The sequence below is a fragment of the Micromonospora sp. DH14 genome, assembly GCF_029809455.1.
GTDB lineage: Bacteria > Actinomycetota > Actinomycetes > Mycobacteriales > Micromonosporaceae > Micromonospora > Micromonospora parva.
In genome coordinates, this window is sequence record NZ_JARVKT010000040.1 from 1 (window position 1) to 22,012 (window position 22,012).

Annotated in this window: 24 protein-coding genes; 15 read left to right on the plus strand and 9 right to left on the minus strand. The window is 70.9% G+C overall.

Translation table 11 applies throughout. The annotated features are described in order from the left end of the window. Positions 1-169: 169 nt before the first annotated feature. The 10 genes from QCZ28_RS30815 (at position 170) to QCZ28_RS30860 (ending at position 8,609) form a co-directional block, all read left to right on the plus strand. On the plus strand, positions 170-454 hold the full coding sequence (locus tag QCZ28_RS30815) for a GlsB/YeaQ/YmgE family stress response membrane protein (RefSeq protein ID WP_279519895.1): 285 nt from the start codon (positions 170-172) through the stop codon (positions 452-454). A gap of 250 nt (positions 455-704) precedes the next feature. Continuing rightward, complete coding sequence (locus QCZ28_RS30820) at positions 705-1,991, plus strand: sugar ABC transporter substrate-binding protein (RefSeq protein ID WP_279519896.1); 1,287 nt, start codon at positions 705-707, stop codon at positions 1,989-1,991. Next, entirely contained in the window at positions 1,988-2,974 is a 987-nt protein-coding gene (locus tag QCZ28_RS30825) for a sugar ABC transporter permease (RefSeq protein WP_030336498.1), read from the plus strand. The genes QCZ28_RS30820 and QCZ28_RS30825 overlap by 4 nt, the downstream gene beginning before the upstream one ends. Beyond that, the gene (locus QCZ28_RS30830) at positions 2,971-3,801 is read left to right on the plus strand and encodes a carbohydrate ABC transporter permease (RefSeq protein ID WP_279519897.1); all 831 of its coding nucleotides are present in this window, start codon (positions 2,971-2,973) and stop codon (positions 3,799-3,801) included. The genes QCZ28_RS30825 and QCZ28_RS30830 overlap by 4 nt, the downstream gene beginning before the upstream one ends. Before the next feature lie 70 nt (positions 3,802-3,871). Next, positions 3,872-4,513, plus strand: a complete 642-nt coding sequence (locus QCZ28_RS30835) for an MOSC domain-containing protein (protein ID WP_279519898.1) — start codon at positions 3,872-3,874, stop codon at positions 4,511-4,513. Positions 4,514-4,593: 80 nt separating this feature from the next. Further along, positions 4,594-5,190 (plus strand): helix-turn-helix domain-containing protein, encoded by a 597-nt coding sequence (locus tag QCZ28_RS30840; RefSeq protein ID WP_279519935.1) that lies wholly within the window; start codon positions 4,594-4,596, stop codon positions 5,188-5,190. Further along, positions 5,190-5,561, plus strand: coding sequence for a hypothetical protein (locus QCZ28_RS30845; RefSeq protein ID WP_279519899.1), 372 nt, complete (start codon positions 5,190-5,192; stop codon positions 5,559-5,561). The genes QCZ28_RS30840 and QCZ28_RS30845 overlap by 1 nt, the downstream gene beginning before the upstream one ends. Then, positions 5,558-6,478 (plus strand): ATP-binding cassette domain-containing protein, encoded by a 921-nt coding sequence (locus tag QCZ28_RS30850; protein WP_279519900.1) that lies wholly within the window; start codon positions 5,558-5,560, stop codon positions 6,476-6,478. The genes QCZ28_RS30845 and QCZ28_RS30850 overlap by 4 nt, the downstream gene beginning before the upstream one ends. Further along, positions 6,478-7,275 carry an ABC transporter permease gene (locus QCZ28_RS30855; protein ID WP_279519901.1) on the plus strand — a complete coding sequence of 266 codons (798 nt, stop codon included), beginning with the start codon at positions 6,478-6,480 and terminating at the stop codon, positions 7,273-7,275. The genes QCZ28_RS30850 and QCZ28_RS30855 overlap by 1 nt, the downstream gene beginning before the upstream one ends. A gap of 137 nt (positions 7,276-7,412) precedes the next feature. Continuing rightward, on the plus strand, positions 7,413-8,609 hold the full coding sequence (locus tag QCZ28_RS30860; RefSeq protein ID WP_279519902.1) for a low temperature requirement protein A: 1,197 nt from the start codon (positions 7,413-7,415) through the stop codon (positions 8,607-8,609). A 28-nt stretch (positions 8,610-8,637) separates the two neighbouring features. Here QCZ28_RS30860 and QCZ28_RS30865 read toward each other — a convergent pair whose 3' ends face one another. The 3 genes from QCZ28_RS30865 to QCZ28_RS30875 form a co-directional block, all read right to left on the minus strand. Continuing rightward, positions 8,638-9,840, minus strand: a complete 1,203-nt coding sequence (locus tag QCZ28_RS30865; protein WP_279519903.1) for a low temperature requirement protein A — start codon at positions 9,838-9,840, stop codon at positions 8,638-8,640. A gap of 158 nt (positions 9,841-9,998) precedes the next feature. After that, positions 9,999-10,901, minus strand: coding sequence for a phytanoyl-CoA dioxygenase family protein (locus tag QCZ28_RS30870; protein WP_030336481.1), 903 nt, complete (start codon positions 10,899-10,901; stop codon positions 9,999-10,001). Between the two features lie 222 nt (positions 10,902-11,123). Then, the gene (locus tag QCZ28_RS30875; RefSeq protein WP_279519904.1) at positions 11,124-11,984 is read right to left on the minus strand and encodes a hypothetical protein; all 861 of its coding nucleotides are present in this window, start codon (positions 11,982-11,984) and stop codon (positions 11,124-11,126) included. 320 nt (positions 11,985-12,304) lie between these two features. On the opposite strand from QCZ28_RS30875, the gene QCZ28_RS30880 reads away from it, so the two are divergent. Then, positions 12,305-13,069: an SDR family NAD(P)-dependent oxidoreductase gene (locus QCZ28_RS30880; RefSeq protein ID WP_279519905.1), complete on the plus strand. Its 765-nt coding sequence runs from the start codon at positions 12,305-12,307 to the stop codon at positions 13,067-13,069. Between the two features lie 108 nt (positions 13,070-13,177). On the opposite strand, the gene QCZ28_RS30885 is transcribed toward QCZ28_RS30880, so the two are convergent. Continuing rightward, positions 13,178-13,987 (minus strand): enoyl-CoA hydratase-related protein, encoded by an 810-nt coding sequence (locus QCZ28_RS30885; RefSeq protein ID WP_279519906.1) that lies wholly within the window; start codon positions 13,985-13,987, stop codon positions 13,178-13,180. A gap of 19 nt (positions 13,988-14,006) precedes the next feature. Here QCZ28_RS30885 and hemW point away from each other — a divergent pair, with 19 nt between their 5' ends. Then, entirely contained in the window at positions 14,007-15,230 is a 1,224-nt protein-coding gene (gene hemW / locus QCZ28_RS30890; protein WP_279519936.1) for a radical SAM family heme chaperone HemW, read from the plus strand. A 48-nt stretch (positions 15,231-15,278) separates the two neighbouring features. Here the strand turns inward: hemW and QCZ28_RS30895 are convergent, their stop codons facing one another. Further along, on the minus strand, positions 15,279-15,902 hold the full coding sequence (locus QCZ28_RS30895; protein WP_279519907.1) for a DUF4870 domain-containing protein: 624 nt from the start codon (positions 15,900-15,902) through the stop codon (positions 15,279-15,281). Between the two features lie 225 nt (positions 15,903-16,127). Between QCZ28_RS30895 and hrcA the strand changes: the two genes are divergently transcribed. The 3 genes from hrcA to QCZ28_RS30910 all read left to right on the plus strand — a co-directional run bounded on the left by hrcA (position 16,128) and on the right by QCZ28_RS30910 (position 19,103). Further along, positions 16,128-17,150: a heat-inducible transcriptional repressor HrcA gene (gene hrcA / locus QCZ28_RS30900; RefSeq protein WP_030336470.1), complete on the plus strand. Its 1,023-nt coding sequence runs from the start codon at positions 16,128-16,130 to the stop codon at positions 17,148-17,150. Between the two features lie 75 nt (positions 17,151-17,225). Then, positions 17,226-18,368, plus strand: a complete 1,143-nt coding sequence (gene dnaJ, locus QCZ28_RS30905; RefSeq protein WP_279519937.1) for a molecular chaperone DnaJ — start codon at positions 17,226-17,228, stop codon at positions 18,366-18,368. Continuing rightward, positions 18,369-19,103, plus strand: a complete 735-nt coding sequence (locus QCZ28_RS30910; protein WP_279519908.1) for a 16S rRNA (uracil(1498)-N(3))-methyltransferase — start codon at positions 18,369-18,371, stop codon at positions 19,101-19,103. Positions 19,104-19,155: 52 nt separating this feature from the next. Here the strand turns inward: QCZ28_RS30910 and QCZ28_RS34585 are convergent, their stop codons facing one another. From QCZ28_RS34585 to QCZ28_RS30925, 4 genes are all read right to left on the minus strand, one after another. Next, on the minus strand, positions 19,156-19,395 hold the full coding sequence (locus tag QCZ28_RS34585) for an alcohol dehydrogenase catalytic domain-containing protein (protein WP_347815144.1): 240 nt from the start codon (positions 19,393-19,395) through the stop codon (positions 19,156-19,158). Positions 19,396-19,473: 78 nt separating this feature from the next. Beyond that, the gene (locus QCZ28_RS30915) at positions 19,474-20,433 is read right to left on the minus strand and encodes an NADP-dependent oxidoreductase (RefSeq protein WP_279519909.1); all 960 of its coding nucleotides are present in this window, start codon (positions 20,431-20,433) and stop codon (positions 19,474-19,476) included. 25 nt (positions 20,434-20,458) lie between these two features. Further along, positions 20,459-21,553, minus strand: a complete 1,095-nt coding sequence (locus QCZ28_RS30920; RefSeq protein WP_279519910.1) for a Gfo/Idh/MocA family oxidoreductase — start codon at positions 21,551-21,553, stop codon at positions 20,459-20,461. A 175-nt stretch (positions 21,554-21,728) separates the two neighbouring features. After that, a complete protein-coding gene (locus tag QCZ28_RS30925) occupies positions 21,729-21,953 on the minus strand; it encodes a hypothetical protein (protein ID WP_279519911.1) in 225 nt (74 codons plus the stop codon). Positions 21,954-22,012: the final 59 nt, after the last annotated feature.

Sequence of the window (22,012 nt, forward strand, 5' to 3'; positions counted from 1 at the left end):
GGGCGGGTGGGCAGGGTGCGGGGGGCCTGCGGTGGAACGTGCTCCTGTCGGCCAGATCGTGATCGTTTGGTGAGTGAAGTCGGTTTGGAATTTCGGTGGGTCGGGCAATTAACGGTCACGACAGGAAGCACACGCACCGTGTGTCAGACATTCTTGAAGGAGGGTGGCCGTGGAGCTCACCGTGTGGGGCATCATCACTGCGATCGTTGTTGGTCTCATCGTCGGCGCGCTCGGCCGCCTGGTCGTTCCGGGCCGGCAGAACATGCCGATCTGGCTGCACCTGCTGATCGGTATCGGTGCGGCGCTGCTGGGCACCGTCCTGGCTCGGGCCATCGGTATCGCGACCGAGACCAGCGGTGTCGACTGGGGCGAGCTGCTGGTGCAGGTCGTGGTGGCCGCGATCGCTGTCGCGCTGGTGGCCGGTGTGGGTCGCCGCCGCAGCATCACCCGATAACGACCCGGCATCATCTGGTAACACCCCCACTACCGGTGGGACAGCACGACTCGAAAGAGCGCCCGGCCACGCCGGGCGCTCTTTCGTGTTGAAGCGCCCAACTTTGGCCCGACGTCGGAGTGCCTGCCGGTGGGGCGCTGCGGTACGTTCGCCACGCTTCGGCCAGCGCCACCCACTGTCGTAAAGGAATTCTCCGTACTAGGGTGCGGCGGAGAAGGTTAGTTCCAGGCGGCGCGAGGGGAGAAGTGGCGTGAACAGGTGGAAGCGGTTGGCCCCGGTCACCGCCATGGTGGCCTCGGCCGCGATGGTGCTGACCGGCTGTGGGGGCTCCGGCGACGATGCGGCCGACGACAGCAAGCTCACGGTCTGGATGATGGGCGAGGGCGGGGACGCGCAGAATTCCTTCCTCGACGGGGTCGAGGCCGAGTTCCGTCAGAAGCACCCCGACACCGATGTGGTCGTGCAGTACATCCCCTGGCTGGAAGCGCCCAAGAAGTTCCAGGCCGCGCTCGCCGGCGGTGAGGGACCGGACATCACCGAGCTGGGCAACACCGAGACCCAGGGGTGGGCCGCCCAGGAGGCGCTCGCCGACGTGAGCAGCCGGATGGGTGGCTGGGCGGACGGCAAGGACCTGCTGCCCGACCTGGTGCGCAACGCGCAGCTCGACGGCAAGCAGTACGGCGTGCCCTGGTACGCGGGTGTGCGGGCCATCTACTACCGCACCGACTGGTTCGCCGAGGCCGGCGTGCAGCCCCCGAAGACCTGGGACGACCTGGTCAGCGTGGCCAAGGCCGTGCAGGCGAAGAAGAAGGGCACCTACGGCATCGCCCTGCCGGGCAACTCCGAGCTGCCCTTCTACTCCTTCCTCTGGGGAGCCGGCGGCGAGATCGCCAGCAACCAGGGCGGCACCTGGAAGTCCGGCTACACCACGCCGGAGGCGCAGCGGGCGGTCAAGTTCTGGACCGACCTGGTGACCGTCCACAAGGTGGCCCCGCCGGCCGCCGCGGGTTGGAACGAGATCGACGCGCGTACCCAGTTCGCCACCGGCAAGGCCGCGATGGCCTTCGCCGGCAGCTGGCAGCAGGGCGCCATCAAGAAGGACAACCCCGAGATCGAGAAGGTCTGGGGTACGTTCCCGATCCCCGGCCCGGACGGCAAGGCGGCGCCCGGTTTCGCGGGCGGCTCGGACGTGGCGATCTGGAAGGACAGCGAGCGGCAGGACCTGGCCTGGGACTACCTGACCGTGCTGCTGAACAAGAAGAACGCGCAGAGCTTCGCGAGCAGCCTCGGCTTCTTCCCGGTCTACCAGGATCTGGTGTCCGGTGACGCGTACGCGAACGACAAGGTGATGGCGGCGTTCGCCACCACGATGCAGAACACCAAGCTCACGCCGCTCACCCCGAAGTGGGTGGAGGTCAGCCGGACGAAGACGGTGACCCAGGCGATGAACAGCTCGGTGATGAAGGGTCAGAAGACGGTCGAGAAGGCCACCACCGACGCGGCCACCGAGATGGAAAGCATCCTCAACGCCAAGTGAGCACGCTGACCGAGGTGCCGGAGGCGGCCGCCGCGCGGGACACCCCCGCGCGGCGCCGTCGCCGGGTGGACCGCCTGCCCTACCTGCTGCTCCTGCCCGCCCTGCTGATCATCGGGGTGCTGCTGCTCTGGCCGCTCGGCCAGGTGGTGGTGATGTCCTTCTACCGGCTGAACAGCGTCCGGCAACTACGCGGTGATCGGGAGTGGCCGTGGGTGGGGCTCGGTAACTACACCGACATCCTCTCCGATCCGTTCTTCCTGACCGTGCTGCGCAACACGGTGCTGTTCGCCGCGGCCAACGTGCTGCTCACGATGGTGCTCGGCACCCTGGTGGGGTTGCTGCTCAACCGGCTCGGGCGCAAGATGGCGACGTTCGTGGCGAGCTGCGTGATGCTCGCCTGGGCGACGCCGGCGCTGACCGGCACCATCGTCTGGAAGTGGATCTTCGACGACACGAGCGGCCTGGTCACCTGGTTGTTCAACGCGTTGCCGGACGGGCTCTCGAACGGCCTGTTCGGGCGCAGCGACTGGACCGGCTACGGCTGGTTCAACTCGCCACTGCTCTTCTTCGCCATCCTCACGCTGGTGGTGGTCTGGCACTCGTTCCCGTTCATCGCGGTGAGCGTGCTCGCCGGGCTGAAGAGCGTGCCGAGTGAGCTGCACGAGGCGGCCCGGGTGGACGGCGCCAGCCCGTGGCGGGTCTTCTGGAAGATCACTTTTCCGTTGCTGCGCCCGGTCTTCGGAATCCTGATCGTGCTCTCCACGATCTGGGACTTCAAGGTCTTCACCCAGCAGTTCGTGCTGGCCGGCGGCACCCAGGACCGGCCGACGTTCATGCTCGCCATCTACTCGTACGCCGAAGCTTTCTCGCCGCCGCCGAAGTACGGGCTCGGCGCGGCCATCGCGGTCATCCTCACGCTGATCCTGTTGGTGGTCACCGGCTTCTACGTACGCATGGTGCTCAGGCAGGAGGACGAGTCGTGAAGAAGGTCGCCCTCAACGGCGCCGGGCTGCTGGTCGCGCTCTTCGCGGCGTTCCCGGTCTACTGGATGATCTCCACCTCGCTGAAGCCGAGCAGAGAGATCTTCTCGTCCACCCCGCAGCCGGTGCCGACCCACCCGACGCTTGAGCACTACCGGGAGATCCTGACCGGCAACCTGATCCCCGGTGTCAGCTTCCTCGACTTTTTCCTCAACAGCGCACTCGTCGCGGTCTCGACGGTGGTGCTCAGCGGTCTGGTGGCGTTGCTCGCCGCGACCGCTGTGGCCCGGTTCCGCTTCAAGCTGCGGACCAGCTTTCTGATCATGCTGCTGGTGGTGCAGATGATCCCGCTGGAGGCGTTGGTCATCCCGCTGTTCCTGATGATCCAGCGGCTGGGGCTCTACAACACCCTGCCCAGCCTGATCCTCACGTACCTGGGTTTCTCGCTGCCGTTCGCGGTGTGGATGCTGCGCGGCTTCGTCGCGGCGGTGCCGAAGGAGTTGGAGGAGGCGGCGGCGATCGACGGGGCCAGCCGGGCCCAGACCTTCCGCCGGGTGCTCTTCCCGCTGGTCGCACCCGGCCTGGTGGCCACCAGCATCTTCTCCTTCATTACCGCGTGGAACGAGCTGATCTTCGCGTTGACGTTCATCAACGACCAGGGCAGCTACACGCTGCCGGTGGCGATGACCTTCTTCTTCGGTCGCGACGACACCAACTGGGGGCCGGTGATGGCCGCGTCCACCCTGTTCACCCTGCCGGTCATCATCTTCTTCCTGTTGGTGCAGCGTCGGATGGTCTCCGGCCTGGTGGCCGGCGCCGTCAAGGGCTGAGGATCGCCCCGGTGCCGTCGGACGATCTTGAGGGCGGGTCGACCCCGCCGGCCCCGCTAGGCTGACCGTCATGACGGGCAGGGTGGCAGCGGTGAACCTCGGCGTGGTGACCGAGGCGGAGTGGGCCGGCGACGCGAGCGGGCGCAGCGGCATCGACAAGCGGCCGGTGGACGCGCCCGTGCTGTTCCGCGTCGACGGGGTGGTTGGCGACTTCATCGGCGAGCGGGCCCACCACGGGGGCGAGGACCAGGCGGTCTACGCCTACGCGGAAGAGGACGCCGCCTGGTGGGCCACCGAGCTGGGGCGCGGTATCGGGCCCGGTGGCTTCGGCGAGAACCTCACCACGTACGCGGTGGACCTGACCGGCGCGGTGATCGGTGAGCAGTGGCAGGTCGGATCGGCAGTGCTCCAGGTGACCAAGCCGCGAACGCCGTGCGCCACCTTCGCCGGTTTCTGGGGCGTACCGGATCTGATCAAGCGGTTCACCGTCCGGGCGCTGCCCGGGGCCTACCTGCGGGTGCTTCGGGAGGGGGAGGTGGGCCCGGGTGACCCGGTCGACGTGGTGGACCGGCCCGCGCACGGGGTGACCATCGGTGAGGTGTTCCGGGCCACCACCCTGGAGCCGGAGCTGCTGCCCCGCCTGCTGGAGGCACCCGACCTGCCGGAGTCGATCCGGGACAAGGTCCGCCGGCGTCTCTCCACCCGTAGCTGACATCGAGGGCCGACCGCCCACCCGCGTAGAACGGCGCGCTTCGTTATCACTATCAATAGTGATAACGTTTGGTTGTGGAGATGTCGAGAGAACGCTGGGCGGACCTGGCGCTGCACCCGGTGCGGATCCGGATCCTGCGTGCGGTCGCGGGCACCCGCCTGACCACACAGGGCCTGCTTGAGCTGCTGCCCGATGTCCCACAGGCCACGATGTACCGGCACCTGGCGATCCTGGTCAAGGCCGGACTGGTCGAGGTGATCGATGAACGCAGGGTGCGCGGTGCCGTCGAGCGGGTGTACGCGTTGCCCGCGCGCGGCGCGACGCTCGACCCTGCGAGCCTCGCCACGGCTACGCGGGAGGACCACGCCCGTTACTTCACGGCGTTCATGTCGAGCCTGCTGTCGGAGTTCTCCCGCTATCTCACCCGGGAGCGCATCGACTTCACCGCCGACGGCGTGGGCTACCAGCAACTCGTGCTGCACCTGACCGACGCCGAACTGGGCGAGTTCGCCGCCGGGCTCAACGCGCTGGTGGCTCCGTTGCTCGGCAACCAGCCCGGCGGCGGGCGGATACCGCGACTGTTGGCGACCGTCCTGCTGCCCACCGATCCGGCGACGGCCGACAGGCGCGCACCCGCGTCGACCGACGACTCCGACACGACGAGAGGGGAAGACTGATGGCATCGGTCATGGTGACCAACGATGTGATCGACATTCGGTTTACCGGATGGGAGCGGGTCTGGGTCGGGCGGGAGCGGTTCGCACCGCCCCTCACCGCGGTGCGGCAGGCCGCCCTGGTGGACAACCCGCTCCGCCTGGCCCGTGGCGCCCGCCGCGGATACGTGGTGTCCGGCTTCGCCAAGATCGGAGTGTGGGGCCTGTACGGCGGTCCCCGGCAGCTCGTGGCGGCCCGCCGGGCGGAACCAGGGCTGCACCTCGTTCTGGACCGGGCGGCGACCGACGGCGAGTTCGACGAGGTGGTGCTCTCCAGCCTCGCCGCGCCGGGCCTCGTGGAGGCGATCACGCGTGCCATGGCGGCCCGCGCGTGACCGGCGACCACCTCGCGATCGAGGTGTCGCGCCTGACGAAGCGCTTCGGTGACGTCACCGCCGTGCGCGATCTGAGCTTCACCGTGCGGCCCGGCGTGATCACCGGGTTCCTCGGCCCGAACGGCGCCGGCAAGACCACCACGATGCGCATGATGACCGGGCTGGTGTCGCCGACCGGTGGCACCGCCACGATCGGCGGGCGGCCGTACGGCCAACTGGCCCGGCCGTCGCGCACGGTCGGCGCCGTGTTCGACGCCAACGCGTTCCACCCTGGACACACCGCCCGTGACCACCTGCGCGTCTACGCCGCGATGGGCGGATATCCGGACAGCCGCGTCACCGACCTGCTCGACCTGCTCGGCCTCGCCGAGGCCGCACACCGGCGCACCCGAGGATTCTCCACGGGCATGCGACAGCGGCTCAACCTCGCCACGGCGTTGCTCGGCGACCCCCGCGTCCTGCTGCTGGACGAACCCGGCAACGGCCTGGACCCGGAAGGGATGTCGTGGCTGCGCGGCTTCCTGCGTCAGTTCGCCGACGAGGGCCGCACCGTCCTGATCTCCAGCCACGCGCTCGGCGAGATCCAGCAGCTCGTGGACGACGTCGTGGTGATCCGGCGTGGCGAACTCGTCGCCGCCGGGCCCTGTTCCCGGCTCGCCGGCCCGCCGGCGGTGCTGGTCACCTCACCCGACGCGGACGCGCTCGCTGCCGCCCTGACGGCCGCCCCGGCCAACGGCGGCACGGCACCGCACGTCGAAGCCGTCGGGTCCGACCGGCTGCGGGTACGGGGGCTGGACGCGCCGGGCCTCGCCGACCTCGCCGCCGCCCATCACGTGCGGGTGCACGAGCTGGTCGTCGAGACCACCAGCCTCGAAGAACTCTTCCTCCACCTCACCAGGGACAAGGCGGTCAGCTGATGAACCTCCTGATCAGAGCGGAGTTCCGCAGGCTGCTGGCCACCCGGATGTGGGGCGGCCTGCTGCTCGTCGCCGCTGCGCTGGGCGGCGGCATGTTCGGGGCCATGGCGCTGGCGGGGCCGGAGAACTTCGACCCGCCGATGCCCGGTCTGGACACCGAGGCCGGCCTCCGCGCGATCCTCGGCATCCTCGGCTACACCGCGTTCGTGCCGGCCGCAGCCGGGGCCCTCGCGGTCACCTCCGAGCACCGACACCACACCGCCGCGGTCACCTTCCTGTTCGCGCCGCGCCGTGGGCGGGTGCTCGCCGCCAAACTCACCACGTACGCGGTGGTCGGTCTCGCCTATGGGCTCGTCCTCGCGGGCACTGCCGCGGTGGCGCTGTTCGCCGTCGCCGCCGCCCGCGGCGTCCCACTCGGTCTGCCAACCACCACAGTGCTGGCGCTGCTCGGCCGTATCGCCGTCGCGATGGTGGTGTACCTGCTCCTCGGGGCCGGGGTGGGCGCCCTCGTCCACCACCAGATCGCGGCGCTGTGTGTCGTGACCGGCTATCTGTACGTGGGGGAGCCGGTGCTGATGATGATCCCGGGCGTCAACACGCTGTACCCGATCCTCCCCGGCGGAGCCACCGCCGCGCTCACCGATTTCACCTACGTCGCCGACGCCATCTCCGCGGAACTCGGCAGCGGCGCCGTCCACCTCCTCCCACCGGCGGCCGGGGCTCTCCTGCTCACCGCGTACGCGGTGGCCGCCTCGGCGATCGCCGTGTTGCTGCCCCTGCGCCGGGACGTCACCTGACCGCCCCGTGCCGCCGGGACGACACGCCAGCGTCGGGGTGACCGGCGGCCGGTAAGAACCGGATGACAGGGTCGAGTCCGAGTCGTTGCCCGTATTGTCCCCTTTGAGGGCGTGCGGTGGAGGCCGGGTGGAGCGCGATGTCGATGGCAACGGACGGCGGCGCCACGGCAGCGGCGCCCACCGATCCCGACCTGGAACGTCCGGCGTTTCTGGAACTCTTCTTCGACCTCGTCTACGTCTTCGCGCTGGTCACCCTGGCGAACATGCTCGCCAACGACCTGACCTGGACCGGCCTCGCCGAGGCGTTGGTGCTGCTGCTCGCGTTCACGATGATCTGGGCGCTCACCGTGTGGACGGCGGACACCATCGACCTGACCCGTCCATCAGGGCAGGGGCATCTCACCTGGGTGGCGGCGGCCAGTCTGCTGTTGGCGGCGACCGCGGCCGACGCGTACGGCGATCGTGCGCTGCTCTTCGCGATCACCTTCGTGATCATTCCCCTCAGCACCACCGCCTACTACGCCGTCTTCGTCTCGAAGGGCTGGCCCCTGCGGCGTTCGACGATCCGGATCCAGACCTGGAAGTCCATCGCCGCCGTCGGATGGATCGGCGGGGCGGTCGTCGGCGGCTCGGGTCAGCTGCCGATCTGGGCGCTCGCGGTCGTCGTCGAGTACGTCGGGGCGGTGTGCGGTTGGCCGCTGCCCCGGATCGGCCGCTCACGAGCCCGGGACTGGCGGCTGGTCCACGCGCGGGTGGCCGAGCGCTATCGGCAGTTCGTCATCATCGCGCTCGGGGTGTCGATCTTCGTGACCGGGACGACCTTCAGCAGGAGCGAGTACACGCTGGAGAGCGCCTGGGCGCTGCTCGTGGTGTTCAGCACGGTGGTGCTGATGTGGCGGATCTACATCTATCGCGCCGGTGAGCTGCTGACCGACGCGATCGTCCGGTCGACCGACCCGGCGTTGCTCACCCAGTCCGCCGCGCTCACCCATCTGATCATGGTGGCCGGCATCGCCGGCGCGGCGGTCACCAGCGACCTCGTGGTGAATCGACCGTTGGGCGAGACCCCGCCGTCGTGGGCCGCGGTCATCCTCGGCAGCCCCGCGTTGTACCTGCTCGGCCGGGGCCTCCTCGATTTCACCGTGTTCGGACGCATCTCGCGGTCCCGGCTGGCTGGCGTGGTGCTGCTGGGGTGCCTGGCGCCGGCCACGCCCGTGCTGCCGCCGATCCTGGTCGCCCTGCTCGCCATGATCGTGCTGGCCCTGATCGCCGTGGCGAACCTGGCCAGCACCCGACGACACACCCGTACCCCGGCGCCGCCGATGCTGGGGTGAGACTCCGCGCGGCCGGTGGGGCGACCTCTCATCGGGCCGCCGTGGTGACCTCGGCCGGTCTGCGCCGTGCAGCCAGGACTTCCCCGGCCAGGGTGAGCAGCATGACCAGGTTCGCCACCACCAGGACTGTCAACGGCGGCAGCCGGAACGCGCCGGGCGCGACAAGCGCGCCCAGCAGCACGCCCGCCAGCAGCACGATCGCCAGCACCCGGGACCAGAGAATCCGGGCTGTCACCACGGCTTCGAACAGCACGCTGCCGAGCAGGAACAGCGCCGGGCCGCCGAGGATGGCAACCATCACATCCACCGGGGTGTGACCGGACGGCCGAGCGATGACCATCGAGGTGCCGGTCGAGACCAACACCACCCCGGCCACCATCACCAGGTGGGTGTACGAGGTGGAGGTGCCGGAGCGGACCCTCTCCACGGTCGTGACGCTCGGTGGGGCCAGGATCCGCTGGAAGCGCTGGAAGTAGAGCTGGAACAGCAGGACCGCGCTGACGAACGCGACTGCGCTCGCGGTCACCTGACCGGCGGTGAACCCGCTGCCGGCCAGCTCCATGCCGGTGCTCAGGATCAACTCGCCGAGCGCGACGATGAAGATCGCCCGGTGCCGCTCGGAGAGGTGTACCCCGGTGAAGATCTGGCTGGCGAGTTCGGTGCGCCCCAGCCCCGGCGTCGGCCAGCCGAACCGTGCCGAGCCGAGGTCGACCACCACCGCGAGCGACCAGAGCGCCAGCCGAGCCGTCCCGTCCACGAATACCCCGGCCACCCAGGGCGCCACGGTCACGCCGAACCAGAAGAAGACCCTGATGCTCCGGGCCTGGATCGGACGATTGACCCGGGTGCCGGGGATCAGGACGGCGTCGCGGACCAGGTGGATGCCGAAGTACGCGGCCACGAAGAGCCACCCGTACCTGCCGAAGGCGTGCGGTGTCGCGATCGCCATCAGCAGGGTGCCGAGCATGACCAGCAGGACGGTCGCCTGGATGATCGGCAGTCGGGGGTCGAACAGGTCGGTGAGCCACGCCGTCAGCACCCAGACCCACCAGGCGGCCAGCAGCAGGACGGCGGTCTGCGCCGCGTGCCGAACGGTGAGGTTCTCGCCCAGGCTGGCCGAGAGCCGGGAGAGCAGGAAGATGTAGACCAGGTCGAAGAAGAGTTCCAGGAAGGTCGGATATTCCGGCTCGCCGCGACGGCGGAGGATCCGGGGGAGCGGAGCGGACGTCACTGCGGCTGCCTCCTGTGCCACCCCGCGCCCCGGCCAGGCGCTGCGCCCCGGCTCTGCCTACCCGTCACGCTACCGACACCGCGGCGCCCGGTGGCCCGGAAGCGAATACGAGAACGGCCCCCGCCAACGGTGGCGGGGGCCGTTCTACGAGCAGCGGGTCAGCGCAGCCAGGGGATGCTGCGGTCGAGCAGACCGCGCTCCTTGAGCTCCTTGCGCAGCGGGATCTCGTCGTCGACGTACCCGTCCCAGTTGATGCCCCAGTAGTTGGCGGTGTGGGTGCCCTCACCGATCAGCTGGCGCTGCACCGGGGTGCGGTTGCGGTACCACTCGCCGTTCACGTCGGGGTGCAGCTCGTCCAGCGGACGGATCCACCGGTAGGTGTAGCCGACGAAGAGCATCTTGCGGGTGATGGTCGACAGGTTCGTCGAGCGCGAGTGCCACTGCCGGCGGTCGAAGATGAACGCGTCGCCCGGGTTCGCGGTGATCTCCACCGTGCCCTCCGGGTCCGGGTTGTGCACGCTGAGGTCCTTGGGGCGGTCCAGCGAGTTCCACAGGTGGCTGCCCGGGATGACCTTGGTGGCGCCACGGCCGGTCTCGGAGAGGTCCGACAGCACGTACGCGACCTTCAGCGAGAACATCGGGCGGGGCAGGTTCGGGTCCATCGTCTCCGGGTCGGAGTTCTGCCGGTACCCGTCCTGGTGCCAACCCCAGTACGGCTTCTCCGGCTCGGCGGCCGGCGGGGTGACGTCCAGGTGGTTGTGGTGGGTGTAGATGTTCCAGCCGGCCAGCCCCCACATGTACGGGAAGGCGATCGGGTGGGTCAGCAGCTCACCGAAGAGCTCGTCGCGCTCCAGGAAGCCCAGCAGGTGCAGGGTGCCGTCCTTCTTGGTGGTGCCCTTCGCCTGCTCCTCGGCGTAGACGCGGTCGACCGCCGCCTCCAGCGCCGCCCGGTGGTCCTCGGTCAGGACGTTGCGCAGCAGGAGGAAACCCTGCTCGTGGAACTCCTTGCGGTCAATGTCGCTGATCGGCTCGTAACCGGTCCGGTCGCCGTAATCGAACACCGCGTCGTACCCCTCCCCATGAGGTGAAACCTTTTCTGGCACAGGCCGCCGATCGTAACGCGGTGGCCCAGGCATCGGGGAGGGTGTGTTGGGGGATTGGGCCGCACCGGGACCCCGCGCAGCGAGAGAAACGCACAGAGTGAGATCAAGGCGATCAATAGCCGGATTTCATGCATATTGCCGGATTGTGCGGTCACTGCCGGTTAGGAGATCCGGGTCGGGTCAGCCCTCGTTGAACACCTCGGCCACCACCTGACCGGCCGGGCTCTGCTGCCCGTCCACCCGGCCCCACGAGCCGTTGCGCGCGGTCCACTCCAGGTCGCCGAAGCGGACCCGCTTCACCCCGTGGTCCTGGGCGTGCGACACCAGCCAGTGCGCGTACCGCCAGCCGTCGCGTTGGTCGCCCGGAGTGACCGCCAACCCCGTCGGGTCGGTCGGGTCGGTGCCCTTCAACCCCCAGTCCAGCACCAGGTTGCGGGTCAGTTGCGCCGCCGCCGCCGCGCCGTACATCGCCGGGGTGCGCCCCACGGTGCAGGCGACAGCGCCGCTGGCGTCGCCGAGCAGGGCCCGGCTGAGCACCTCGGAGTCGTCGGCCCACTTCTGGTACGCCTCGGGGAACGCCGAGCGCTGCACCCGCTGGGCGGCATCGGTGACCCGCATCTTCTCCCAGCCGCGCACCTTCTTGAGGGCCGCGTAGAACCGGTTGGCCGCGTAGCGCGGATCGCGGATCTGCGCCGGGGTGCCCCAGCCCTGGCTCGGCCGCTGCTGGAACAGGCCGACCGAGTCGCGGTCGCCGTCGGCGAGGTTGCGCAACCCGGACTCCTGGTACGCGGTGGCGAGCGCGACCACGACGGCCCGCTCGGGCATGCCACGCTTCGCGCCGATCGCCGCGATGGTCGCCGCGTTGGCCATCTGGTCGGCGTCCAGCGCGACCCGGCCATCGGCCTGCACCGTGCACTTCCGTGCCACCAGCGGCAGCGTGAGGTTGTCGCCGACCTGCCGTACGACGAGCCAGATCGCGATCACGGCGATGAGGATGAGCACCACTCCACCCGCCACGGTTGCCCGAGTTCGCACCCACACCCCCAGATCGACAGTCCGCCAAGCGTACGTCCCCGCACGCCCTCTCCGGCTCGTCCGAGCGGTTCGGGCCCGACTCGGGCGCCACGGGCCGGTTCGGGTCGGCTCCGTTGTCGCGTACCGGTTGGCGACGTTCCCGCTTCGGTGGCGATCTCACCTGCTCGCTGGTTCTGTCACCCGCCCGGTGCCGGGCTGTCGGGAGCGTCACCGGGTGCGTGACGGCGGGAAGCGATTGACCAGTCAAGGACTTACCCCTGTTGACATGTCAATCTGACCGACCGCCACCACCTGGGCGGGGCGGTCACCGAACGAGGAGGAGTGTCATGGGAACGCTTGACGGCAAGGTCGTGCTGATCACCGGCACCGGGGGTGGTCTGGGCCGCGTCGCGGCGCTGACCTTCGCCCGCGAGGGCGCGAAGGTCGTCGGGGCCGACCTCCAGGTCGCCGGAAACGACGAGACGGTCGACCTCGTCCGCCGCGCCGGAGGCGAGATGACCGGCATCGCGCCGGTCGACCTCACCGACCCCGAGCAGGTACGCAGGCTCGTCGACGACGCTGCCGCCGCCTACGGCGGGCTGGACGTGGTCTACAACAACGCGGCAGCGCTCCGCTTCGGCCCGATGCCCGACTTCTCCGTGGCGGACTGGCGCTACACCATCACCGGAGAACTCGACATTCCGTACTTCGTGTCGAAGTTCGCCTGGCCGCACCTGGTCCGGCGCGGCGGCGGCGTCATCATCAGCGCCGCCTCCATGGCCGGGATGATCGGCGGCCACGTGCCGCCGATGGTCGGTCACACCGCCGCAAACGCCGGCATCATCGGGATGACCCGACAACTCGCGCTCGAAGGCGCGCCACACGGGATCCGCGCCGTGGCGGTCAGCCCTGGGCCCACCCTCACCCCGGCCAGCGAACGCGACCTCGGTGACAACCAGGAGGCCCGGGACGCCATCACCGCCAAGACGCTGCTCAAGCGCTTCGCGCGCCCCGAGGAGGTCGTCGAGCTGGTGGTCTTCCTCGCCTCGGACCGGGCGTCGTACATCACCGGGGCGAACTACCCGGTCGACGGCGGCGCGACCGCCTGGTGACCCGGCCGACAACCGGGGCGCTGCCAACCGAAGGTAGCGCCCCGGCAACCACTCGTGACCCCGCCGGCGCCCCGGCAACCGCTGGTGACGCCGCCAGCGCCCCCGGTCCTACCCGGCATGATCAGCGGAACCACCGTCCAGAGCGGCCACCCATCGAGCCAATCGCTTCTCGCGGAACGCGGTGACCCCCTCGCGTCCCTCGTCGGACAGGAAGTAGCCGGTCGAGACGGCGGAGAGCCGGGCCAGCTCGGCACGCAGCTCGGCGGTGGCCGGCCGGCGCAGCAGATCCTTCGCGCCGGCCAACGCGCCCGGCGCGCCGCGCACCAGCGAATCGCAGTAGCCGCGCACCGCGTCGTCCAGCCCGTCCGCCGGGACCGACGCCGTGACCAGGCCGATCTCGGCGGCCCGGCGACCGTCGAAGGTGTCGCCGGTCAGGTACAGCTCGGCGGCGGCGCGGGGGTGCAGCCGGGGCAGCACGGTCGCCGAGATCACCGCCGGGATCACCCCGATGCGGACCTCGGTGAACGCGAACGTCGCCTCGTCGGCGCAGACGGCCAGGTCGGCGGCGGCGATCAGGCCGAGCCCGCCGGCCCGCGCCGGCCCGGCCACCCGAGCGAGCACGGGCTTCGGGCACTCCCAGACCGCGGCGAGCACGTCACCCAACATGCCGGCCGGAACCGTCCCGCTGGCGTACGCCAGGGCGGTCTCCTTCAGATCCGCCCCGGAGCAGAAGACCGGGCCGGTGTGGTCGAGCACCACCGCTCGGACCGCCTCGTCGGCCACCGCGTCCGCCAGCCCGGCCAGCAACTGGGTCATCAGGGCGGTGGAGAGCGCGTTGCGGTTGTGTGGGCTGTCCAGGGTGAGGGTGGTCACCCCACGGGCCGTGGCGACCCGCACGAGGACGTCGGGAGAGGTCATGCCGGGCACACTAGTGGCCATGCCCGGCGTCCTTCCAGATGGTGAGACCGTCCCCGTCGACGGATCGTTGCCCGCCACCGCCACCGCAGCGGTCGGCGCGCGCGGCTTCGGCGTGTACGTGCACGTCCCGTTCTGCGCCAGTCGCTGCGGCTACTGCGACTTCAACACCTACACCGCAGCCGAACTGGGCGGCGGTGCCAGCCGCGAGGGGTACGCCGACACCGTCCTCGCGGAGCTGGCGCTCGCCGCCCGGGTGCTGGGCGACAACCCGCCGCCCCGGGTCGACACCGTCTTCGTCGGTGGTGGCACGCCCACCCTGCTCCCCGCCGACGACCTGGCCCGCATCCTCGACGGCATCGACCGCACCTGGGGGCTGGCCGCCGACGCCGAGGTGACCACCGAGGCCAACCCCGAGTCGGTCACCCCGGAATCGTTGAAGCTGCTGCGGGCGGCCGGCTACACCCGGATCTCGCTGGGCATGCAGTCCGCCTCCCCGGGGGTGCTGGCGATCCTGGACCGCACGCACAGCGCCGGCCGGGCCACCGCCGCCGCCCTGGAGGCGCGCGACGCCGGGTTCGCGCACGTCAACCTGGACCTGATCTACGGCACCCCGGGGGAGCGGGCCGAGGACTTCGCCGCCTCGCTGGAGCAGGTCGTCGCGGCCGGGGTGGACCACGTCAGCGCGTACGCCCTGATCGTCGAGGACGGCACCCGGCTCGCCGCCCGGATGCGGCGCGGCGAGCTGGCGTACCCCAGTGACGACGTGGCGGCGGACCGCTACCTGGCGGCGGAGGCCGCGCTCGACGCCGCCGGGTTCTCCTGGTACGAGGTCTCCAACTGGGCCCGCAGCGACGAGGCCCGGTGCCGGCACAACCTGCTCTACTGGACCGGCGCGGACTGGTGGGGCCTCGGCCCGGGGGCGCACAGCCACGTCGGCGGGGTGCGCTGGTGGAACGTCAAGCACCCCTCCGCGTACGCCCAACGGTTGGCCGCCGGTGCGTCTCCCGGGCTGGCCCGGGAGGTGCTCACTGTCGACGAGGCGCACATGGAGGACGTGATGCTGCGGCTGCGCCTGGCCAGCGGTCTCCCGCTGGCGGTGCTCGACGCCGCCGGGCGGGCCGGCGCCGAGCGGGCGCTGGCCGGCGGCCTGCTGGCCGCCGACGAGTACGCCGCCGGCCGGGCGGTGCTCACGGTGCGCGGGCGGCTGCTCGCCGACGCGGTCGTCCGCGATCTGTTGCCCTGAGCGGGGGCGGCGGTGTGCCGAACCGGCCGGGGGAGCGGCCGGCCCGGTTCACTTGATGAAGTTGGCGGTCATCGGGTAGCGGTACGGGGTGCCCTCGTTGGCCTTCACGCCGGCGATGATCCCGAACAGGATCTGGATCACCACGACGGCGATGCTGGGCAGGAAGAGCAGGCACCAGCTCACGAAGAGCAGCACGAACGCGATGATCGACCAGAGGATCTGGAAGTTCAGGGCGGCGAGGGCGTGCGCCCGGACGGTCGGCGACTGCTGGCCGCGGGCCAGGTAGGCGATGAGCGGGGCGACGAAGCCCAGCGGGCCGAAGCTGATCAGCGCGCCGAGCGCGCCGCCGAAGTGGGCGACCAACGCCCAGGTCTTGTCCTCGTTGTTGGCGTAGCCGCCGCCGGGGCCGCCGTAGGCCCCACCGGTCGGATAGCCGCCGGGCGGGTAGCCCCCGGGCGGGGGGTAGCCGCCTGCCGGAGGGTAGCCACCTGACGTCGGTTGGTCACCGGTGGGCGGCGGATAGCCACCGGCCGGGGGATAGCCGGCCGGGCCGGGTGCGCCGGACAGTGGTGCGGTGGGCGGCTCGGCCGACGGGAACGGGCCCGGGGAGGTCGGCTCCGGCGGGTAGTTGCCGGGCTCACCCGAACCGGGAGGGCGAGGAGGTTCAGTCATGGATGTCACGGTAGGGGCCCGTGGCAACGCCGCACCAGAGCGACACCGCCCGGTAGTGCGGGCCGATCGGCCCAGTGCGGTGGCGCGGGCCGCACCGACCGGCGGCCGTTGATCATCGCGTCGGCGGGCCTGCCGACGTAGACTGGCACTCGCTACAGTCGAGTGCCAGGACGGCTCGGCCGGCCCAGGGCGCCGGCGGCCGACGTGCGACAGGAGGTGCGGAGGATGGGTCTCGACGACCGGAAACTCGCAGTGCTCCGCGCCATCGTCGAAGACTACGTCTCCACCCAGGAGCCGGTCGGCAGCAAGGCGCTGGTCGAGCGGCACCAGCTCGGGGTCTCCCCGGCCACGGTCCGCAACGACATGGCCGTGCTGGAGGAGGAGGGTTACATCCGGCAGCCGCACACCAGTGCCGGCCGGGTGCCCACCGACCGCGGCTACCGCCTCTTCGTCGACCGGCTGTCCCGGGTCAAGCCGCTCAGCCCGGCCGAGCGCCGGGCCATCGAGCGCTTCCTGGTCGGCGCTGTCGACCTCGACGACGTGGTGCACCGCACGGTGCGGCTGCTCGCCCAGCTCACCCGGCAGGTCGCCGTCGTGCAGTACCCGTCGCTGGCCCGCTCCTCGGTGCGTCACCTGGAGCTGGTGCCGATCTCCACCACCCGGCTGATGCTCGTCATGATCGCGGACACCGGCCGGGTGGAGCAGCGACTCGTGGAGCTGCCCGGGCCGGTGCCCGCCGACGACGTCACCGACCTGCGCCGACTGATCAACGAGAAGCTCGCCAACGCCCGGCTGTCCGAGACGCCACCGCTGGTGCAGGCGCTGGTCGAGGAAGCGCCGACCGGGCTGCGACCGACCATGACCACGCTCGCCAGCGTGCTGCTGGAGACGCTCGTCGAACGGCACGAGGAACGGATCGCCCTCGCCGGCACCGCCAACCTCACCCGGGGCGGGCTGCTCGACTTCCAGGGCTCGCTGCGGCCGATCCTCGAGGCGCTGGAGGAGGAGGTCGTGCTGCTCAAGCTCATCGGTGAGACCGAGCCGAGCACGACCCGGGTGCTGATCGGCGACGAGAACGAGTTCGACAACCTGCGCGCCGCCTCGGTGGTCAGCACCGGCTACGGCCCGGGCACCACCATCGTGGGCGGCCTCGGGGTGCTGGGGCCCACCCGGATGGACTACCCCGGCAACATCGCCACGGTGCGCGCCGTGGCACGCTACGTGGGCGAGTTGCTGGCCCAGAACTGATTGGTCAGGGCCGATGCGGCCGGCTGCGGCCGCCGACCGGCGCAACGCGAGACGAACATGAGGACACGGAACGCAGTGGCCAGGGACTACTACGGCATTCTCGGTGTGAGCCGGGAAGCCTCCGATGACGAGATCAAGCGCGCCTACCGCAAGCTGGCGCGCCAGTTCCACCCGGACGTCAATCCGGACCCGGAGGCTCAGGAGAAGTTCAAGGACATCAACGCCGCGTACGAGGTCCTCTCGGACGACCGGAAGCGGCAGATCGTCGACCTGGGTGGCGACCCGCTCGCCCCGGGTGGCGGCGCCGGTGGCCCGGGCGGCCCCGGTGGAGCCGGCCCGTTCGTCGGCTTCCAGGACATCATGGACGCGTTCTTCGGCGGTGCCGGAGGCGGCGCCCGTGGCCCACGGCCGCGTACCCGCCCGGGTGCCGACGCGATCCTGCGGCTCGAGCTCGACCTGCACGAGACGGCGTTCGGCGTCGAGGCGCCGATCACCGTCGACACCGCTGTGCTCTGCACCACCTGCTCCGGCGCCGGCACGGCCGCCGGCACCCACCTGGCCACCTGCGAGGCGTGCGGCGGTCGGGGCGAGGTGCAGTCGGTGCAGCGCACCTTCCTCGGCCAGGTGGTCTCCGCCCGGCCGTGCACCGTGTGCCAGGGCTACGGCACCACCATCCCGCACCCCTGCCCGACCTGCGCCGGTGACGGCCGGGTGCGCACCCGCCGGTCGCTGACCGTGAAGATCCCGGCCGGCGTCGAGGACGGCATGCGGATCCGGCTGGCCCAGCAGGGCGAGGTCGGCCCGGGCGGCGGCACCGCCGGTGACCTCTACGTGGAGATCCACGAACGTCCGCACGACGTCTACTCGCGCAAGGGCGACGACCTGCACTGCCGGGTCACCGTGCCGATGACCGCCGCCGCGCTCGGCACCCGGCTGACCATCAAGACGCTGGACAGCGAGGAGCCGGTCGACGTCAAGCCCGGCACCCAGCCGGGCAGCACGCTGCGGCTGCGGGCCCGAGGCGTCCCGCACCTGCGCGGCACCGGCCGGGGTGACCTCTACGTCCACCTGGACGTGCGGACCCCGACCAAGCTCGACGCCGACCAGGAGAAGATGCTGCGCGACTTCGCCAAGACCCGTGGTGAGGAGGTCGCCGAGCTGTCCAAGCAGGGCGGCTTCTTCTCCCGGATGCGTGACGCGTTCAACGGGCACGCCTGAGTGTCCGCGCCGCTGTTCCTGGTCGAGGCGCTGCCCACCGGCGACACCCTGACCCTGGACGGCCCGGAGGGGCACCACGCCGCCACCGTGCAGCGACTGCGCGTCGGCGAGGAGTTGCTGCTCGCCGACGGCCGGGGTGGCACTGCCGCCGCCGTGGTCACGGCCGTCGGCCGGGGCAGCCTGGAGGTCAGCGTCACCTCCCGGGGGTACGCGGACGCGCCCGTACCCCGGCTGGTGACAGTGCAGGGCATCGCCAAGGGCGAACGGGGCGAGCTGGCCGTGCAGGCGATGACCGAGGTCGGGGTGGACGAGATCGTCCCCTGGGCGGCGTCGCGTTCGGTGGCCCAGTGGCGCGGCGACCGGGGCGTACGCGCCCGGGAGAAGTGGGTGGCCACCGCCCGGGAGGCGGCCAAGCAGGCCCGCCGAGCGTGGTTACCGGTGGTGGCCGGTGCGCCGGACGAGTCCACCGCCACGGTGGCCCGCCGGATCGCCGGTGCCGCCGCCGGGTTCGTGCTGCACGAGGAGGCCGAGGACCGGCTCACCACCGCCGAGCTGCCCTCCAGCGGGGAGATCGTGCTGGTGGTCGGCCCGGAGGGTGGCATCGCCCCGGCCGAGCTGAGTGCCTTCCGGGAGGCCGGCGGTCGACCCGTACGCCTCGGGCCGGCCGTGCTGCGCACCTCCACCGCCGGGGTGGCGGCCCTCAGTGTGCTCGCCACCCGGCTCGGCCGCTGGTAAGCCCCGCGCCGTCTCGGAAAAGGGTCGAAGGTGCCCCGTCACTCGACGTCAATCACGATTGTGCCGGTACCGGTGCCGCTCTCCACGCCACGACACCGGCCAGGTCCAGACCGAGTACGGCCGGCGGCTGTATCCGGGCGTGGGCGGCCTTTCCAGCTCGGATCTTGGCGTCCAGCGGATTGACACCACTCGCCGCGACCCGGACCAGTACCTGTCCGGGACCCGGTATCGGCTTCTCGATCTCCGTTAGGACCAGCGGGGCGCCGAATTCCTTGAGCACTACCGCGCGCATGTCGCTGCCTCTCCCTCCCTTCCATTTCCTGATGGGGCTCCGCCGACAGGCCGAGCAGGGTACGCACGAACGGCGGGCTCACAACTCGATGACGAGCCGGCCCCGGACGCCGCCGGCCGCCAGGAGCCGATGGGCCTGCGCCGCCTGCTCCGGCGGGAAGGTGTCGGCGACCCGGAGGCTGAGCCGCCCTTCGTCGGCGAGCTGGCGGAGCAGGTCGAGCTTGTCGCGTCGCCCGTCGTAATCGTGCACGTGGGCGTAGGTGAGGGTCACGCCGCGCGTCGCGGCCGCCCGCTCGAACGCGGCCTGGTCCGCCCCGCCGCGTACGTACACCAGGGAGCCGCCACGGCGGATGGCCGACAGCAGCGGGGCGCCGATGACAGCGGCGTCGACGACCGCGGCGACGCCGTCGGCGGTGAGCGCGCGGAAGCGATCGGCGACCCCCGGCCCGCGCTCGACGATGTGGTCGGCGCCCAGCGACGCGACGAGGTCGGTGTCCTGCGGGGCGGCGTCGGCCAGCACGCGGTGTCCGGCGGCCTTGGCCAGCTGTACGGCGTAGCCGCCGACCGCCCCGGCCGCGCCGGTGACGGCTAGGGTGCTACCCGGAGCGGGGCGTAGCTGGTCGAGGGCGTGCAAGGCGGTCAGACCGTTCGTCGGGAGCGTGGCGGCCTCGGCGTGACTCGACCCGGCCGGCGCCGGGACGACCCACGACTCGGGGAGCACTATCCATTCGGCGTACCCGCCGCCGGCGGGGCGGGTGGGGTTGACCATGGCCATCACCCGGTCGCCGACGGCGAGGCGAGGGCTGGTGCCGGGACCGATCTCGTCGACGGTGCCGGCGACGTCCAGGCCGGGGATGACTGGTTCCGTTCCGCGTTGCCGGATGGGCGTGACGCCGGCCCGGATCAGGGTGTCGGCGGGGTTGACGGTGGTGGCACGTACCCGGATCCGGACCTCGCCCGGTCCGGCGTGCGGAGTTGGCCGCTCGACGACCTCCAGTACCTCGGGTCCGCCGTGGCGCAGCAGTCCTATCGCTTTCACGTCATTGACTCCGGCCGCCGGTTGGTCACTTCAGGGATTGGGCGACGCCGGTGCGCGAGGCGCGTTCAACGGCGTCGATCAGGCGGTGCCGGTTGAGGGCGTGCTCGAAGTCGGGCACGGTGCGGGTGTCGTCGGCCAGGTCGCGGGCCAACTGCGCGTAGAGCCGCGCGATGCTTCTGGCCGGGGTCTGGGCCAGGCCCGTGGGGATCCCGTCCGAGTAGGAGGCGGGAACGTCGATGGTGGTGACGGTGGTGTCCGCGCCGCGGCCACCGGCGAGGGTGAGCTGGGCGACTTGCATGTTGCCCCAGTCCGAGGTCAGAACGAGGTCGCCGTCGGTGCCGTTGATCTCCCATCGGAAGTTGTCACCACGGGACGCGCCGCCGCGATAGAAGACCGAGGCGGCCGCACCGGAGGTGAGGGTGCCGATCAGGGCGACCTGATCCGGCACTGTGACCGGGATCCGGCCGCCGTCCTCGGTGACGGTCGCCTCCTTGCGCCCCACCACGAGGTTGGCCGCGACCGTGTCGAACTCGCCGAGGACGAAGTGCAGCGGGTCGAGGGCGTGCAGCGCGGCGGAGGCGAGCGGGGTGGCGCCGTTGGCGTTGTCGAACCAGTAGGCCTGGCTGCGGCTGGCCACCTCGCCGCCCCAGACCATGCCGGAGCCGACCAGAGTGGTGCCGAGCACCTCGCCGACGTACCCGTCGCGAACCAGGTCCGCGGCGTGCTGGACCTCGGGGGCGAAGCGTCCCTGGAGCCCGACCACAGTACGGACGCCGGCCCGGCGGGCCAGTTCGGCGAGGCGCTCCGCCTCGGCCAGGCCGTTGGCGAGCGGCCACTCGCTGTAGACCGTCTTGCCCGCCTCAAGCGCCGCCGAGATCAGCTCGAAGTGCTGGGTGACCTGTACCGCGACCACCACCACATCGACCCGCGGGTCGGCGAGCAGGCGGCGATGGTCGTCGTATCCGGGCACTCCGTACTTGGCCGCCGCAACCTCCGCCGAGCTGCGACGGGACGTGCTGACCGCCCGCAGTTCGAACGCCGGCGACGCCGCGATCACCGGGATATGCGAGATCGAGGCCCATGCGCCGGGCCCGATGATCCCTACGCCTATCGGTTTCATCCCTTTTCCTCCGAATTTATGTTGAGTGTTCGTTACAGAATTTCGTGCGACAAAAGGGTCGAATGGGTCCCAGTATCAAGTCAATCCAGGCAATTCGGTGCGACCTCGGCGGACCGCATCAGGGTGGCCCGGTCGGGGTTGATCCCGCCCATCACCCGCAGCCCCTGGAGGCTGGTCACCGGAAAGGTGGCGAGGTCTGTGGCACCCGCTGGTCGTCGCGGATCCGCTCAACCGTGGCGCCGACAATCAGGCAGGCCAGGCGCCTCCCGTCCCCGGCGATCTCGTCCACCGCGCCGACAGAGACCTCGCGGATCACCTCCCGGGCGTCGTTGCCCGAACGCCGCATGGCGATCAGTGGCGTCGCGTGGCGCTGTCGGTCGAGCTCCCGGGTACGAGCCATGCACCCACCGTACGGGTAATTGGAACGATCGACAAAGAACTGTGCCTCCGCTCACCCTG

Coding starts and splice junctions, on each gene's coding strand:
- QCZ28_RS30880 (WP_279519905.1), top strand. CDS start 12,305: ATGGGAACGCTTGACGGCAAGGTCGTGCTGATCACCGGCACCGGGGGT.
- QCZ28_RS30885 (WP_279519906.1), bottom strand. CDS start 13,987: ATGACCTCTCCCGACGTCCTCGTGCGGGTCGCCACGGCCCGTGGGGTG.
- QCZ28_RS30895 (WP_279519907.1), bottom strand. CDS start 15,902: ATGACTGAACCTCCTCGCCCTCCCGGTTCGGGTGAGCCCGGCAACTAC.
- hemW (WP_279519936.1), top strand. CDS start 14,007: ATGCCCGGCGTCCTTCCAGATGGTGAGACCGTCCCCGTCGACGGATCG.
- QCZ28_RS30920 (WP_279519910.1), bottom strand. CDS start 21,553: ATGAAACCGATAGGCGTAGGGATCATCGGGCCCGGCGCATGGGCCTCG.
- QCZ28_RS30860 (WP_279519902.1), top strand. CDS start 7,413: ATGTCGATGGCAACGGACGGCGGCGCCACGGCAGCGGCGCCCACCGAT.
- hrcA (WP_030336470.1), top strand. CDS start 16,128: ATGGGTCTCGACGACCGGAAACTCGCAGTGCTCCGCGCCATCGTCGAA.
- QCZ28_RS30925 (WP_279519911.1), bottom strand. CDS start 21,953: ATGGCTCGTACCCGGGAGCTCGACCGACAGCGCCACGCGACGCCACTG.
- QCZ28_RS30840 (WP_279519935.1), top strand. CDS start 4,594: ATGTCGAGAGAACGCTGGGCGGACCTGGCGCTGCACCCGGTGCGGATC.
- QCZ28_RS30855 (WP_279519901.1), top strand. CDS start 6,478: ATGAACCTCCTGATCAGAGCGGAGTTCCGCAGGCTGCTGGCCACCCGG.
- QCZ28_RS30835 (WP_279519898.1), top strand. CDS start 3,872: ATGACGGGCAGGGTGGCAGCGGTGAACCTCGGCGTGGTGACCGAGGCG.
- QCZ28_RS30845 (WP_279519899.1), top strand. CDS start 5,190: ATGGCATCGGTCATGGTGACCAACGATGTGATCGACATTCGGTTTACC.
- QCZ28_RS34585 (WP_347815144.1), bottom strand. CDS start 19,395: ATGCGCGCGGTAGTGCTCAAGGAATTCGGCGCCCCGCTGGTCCTAACG.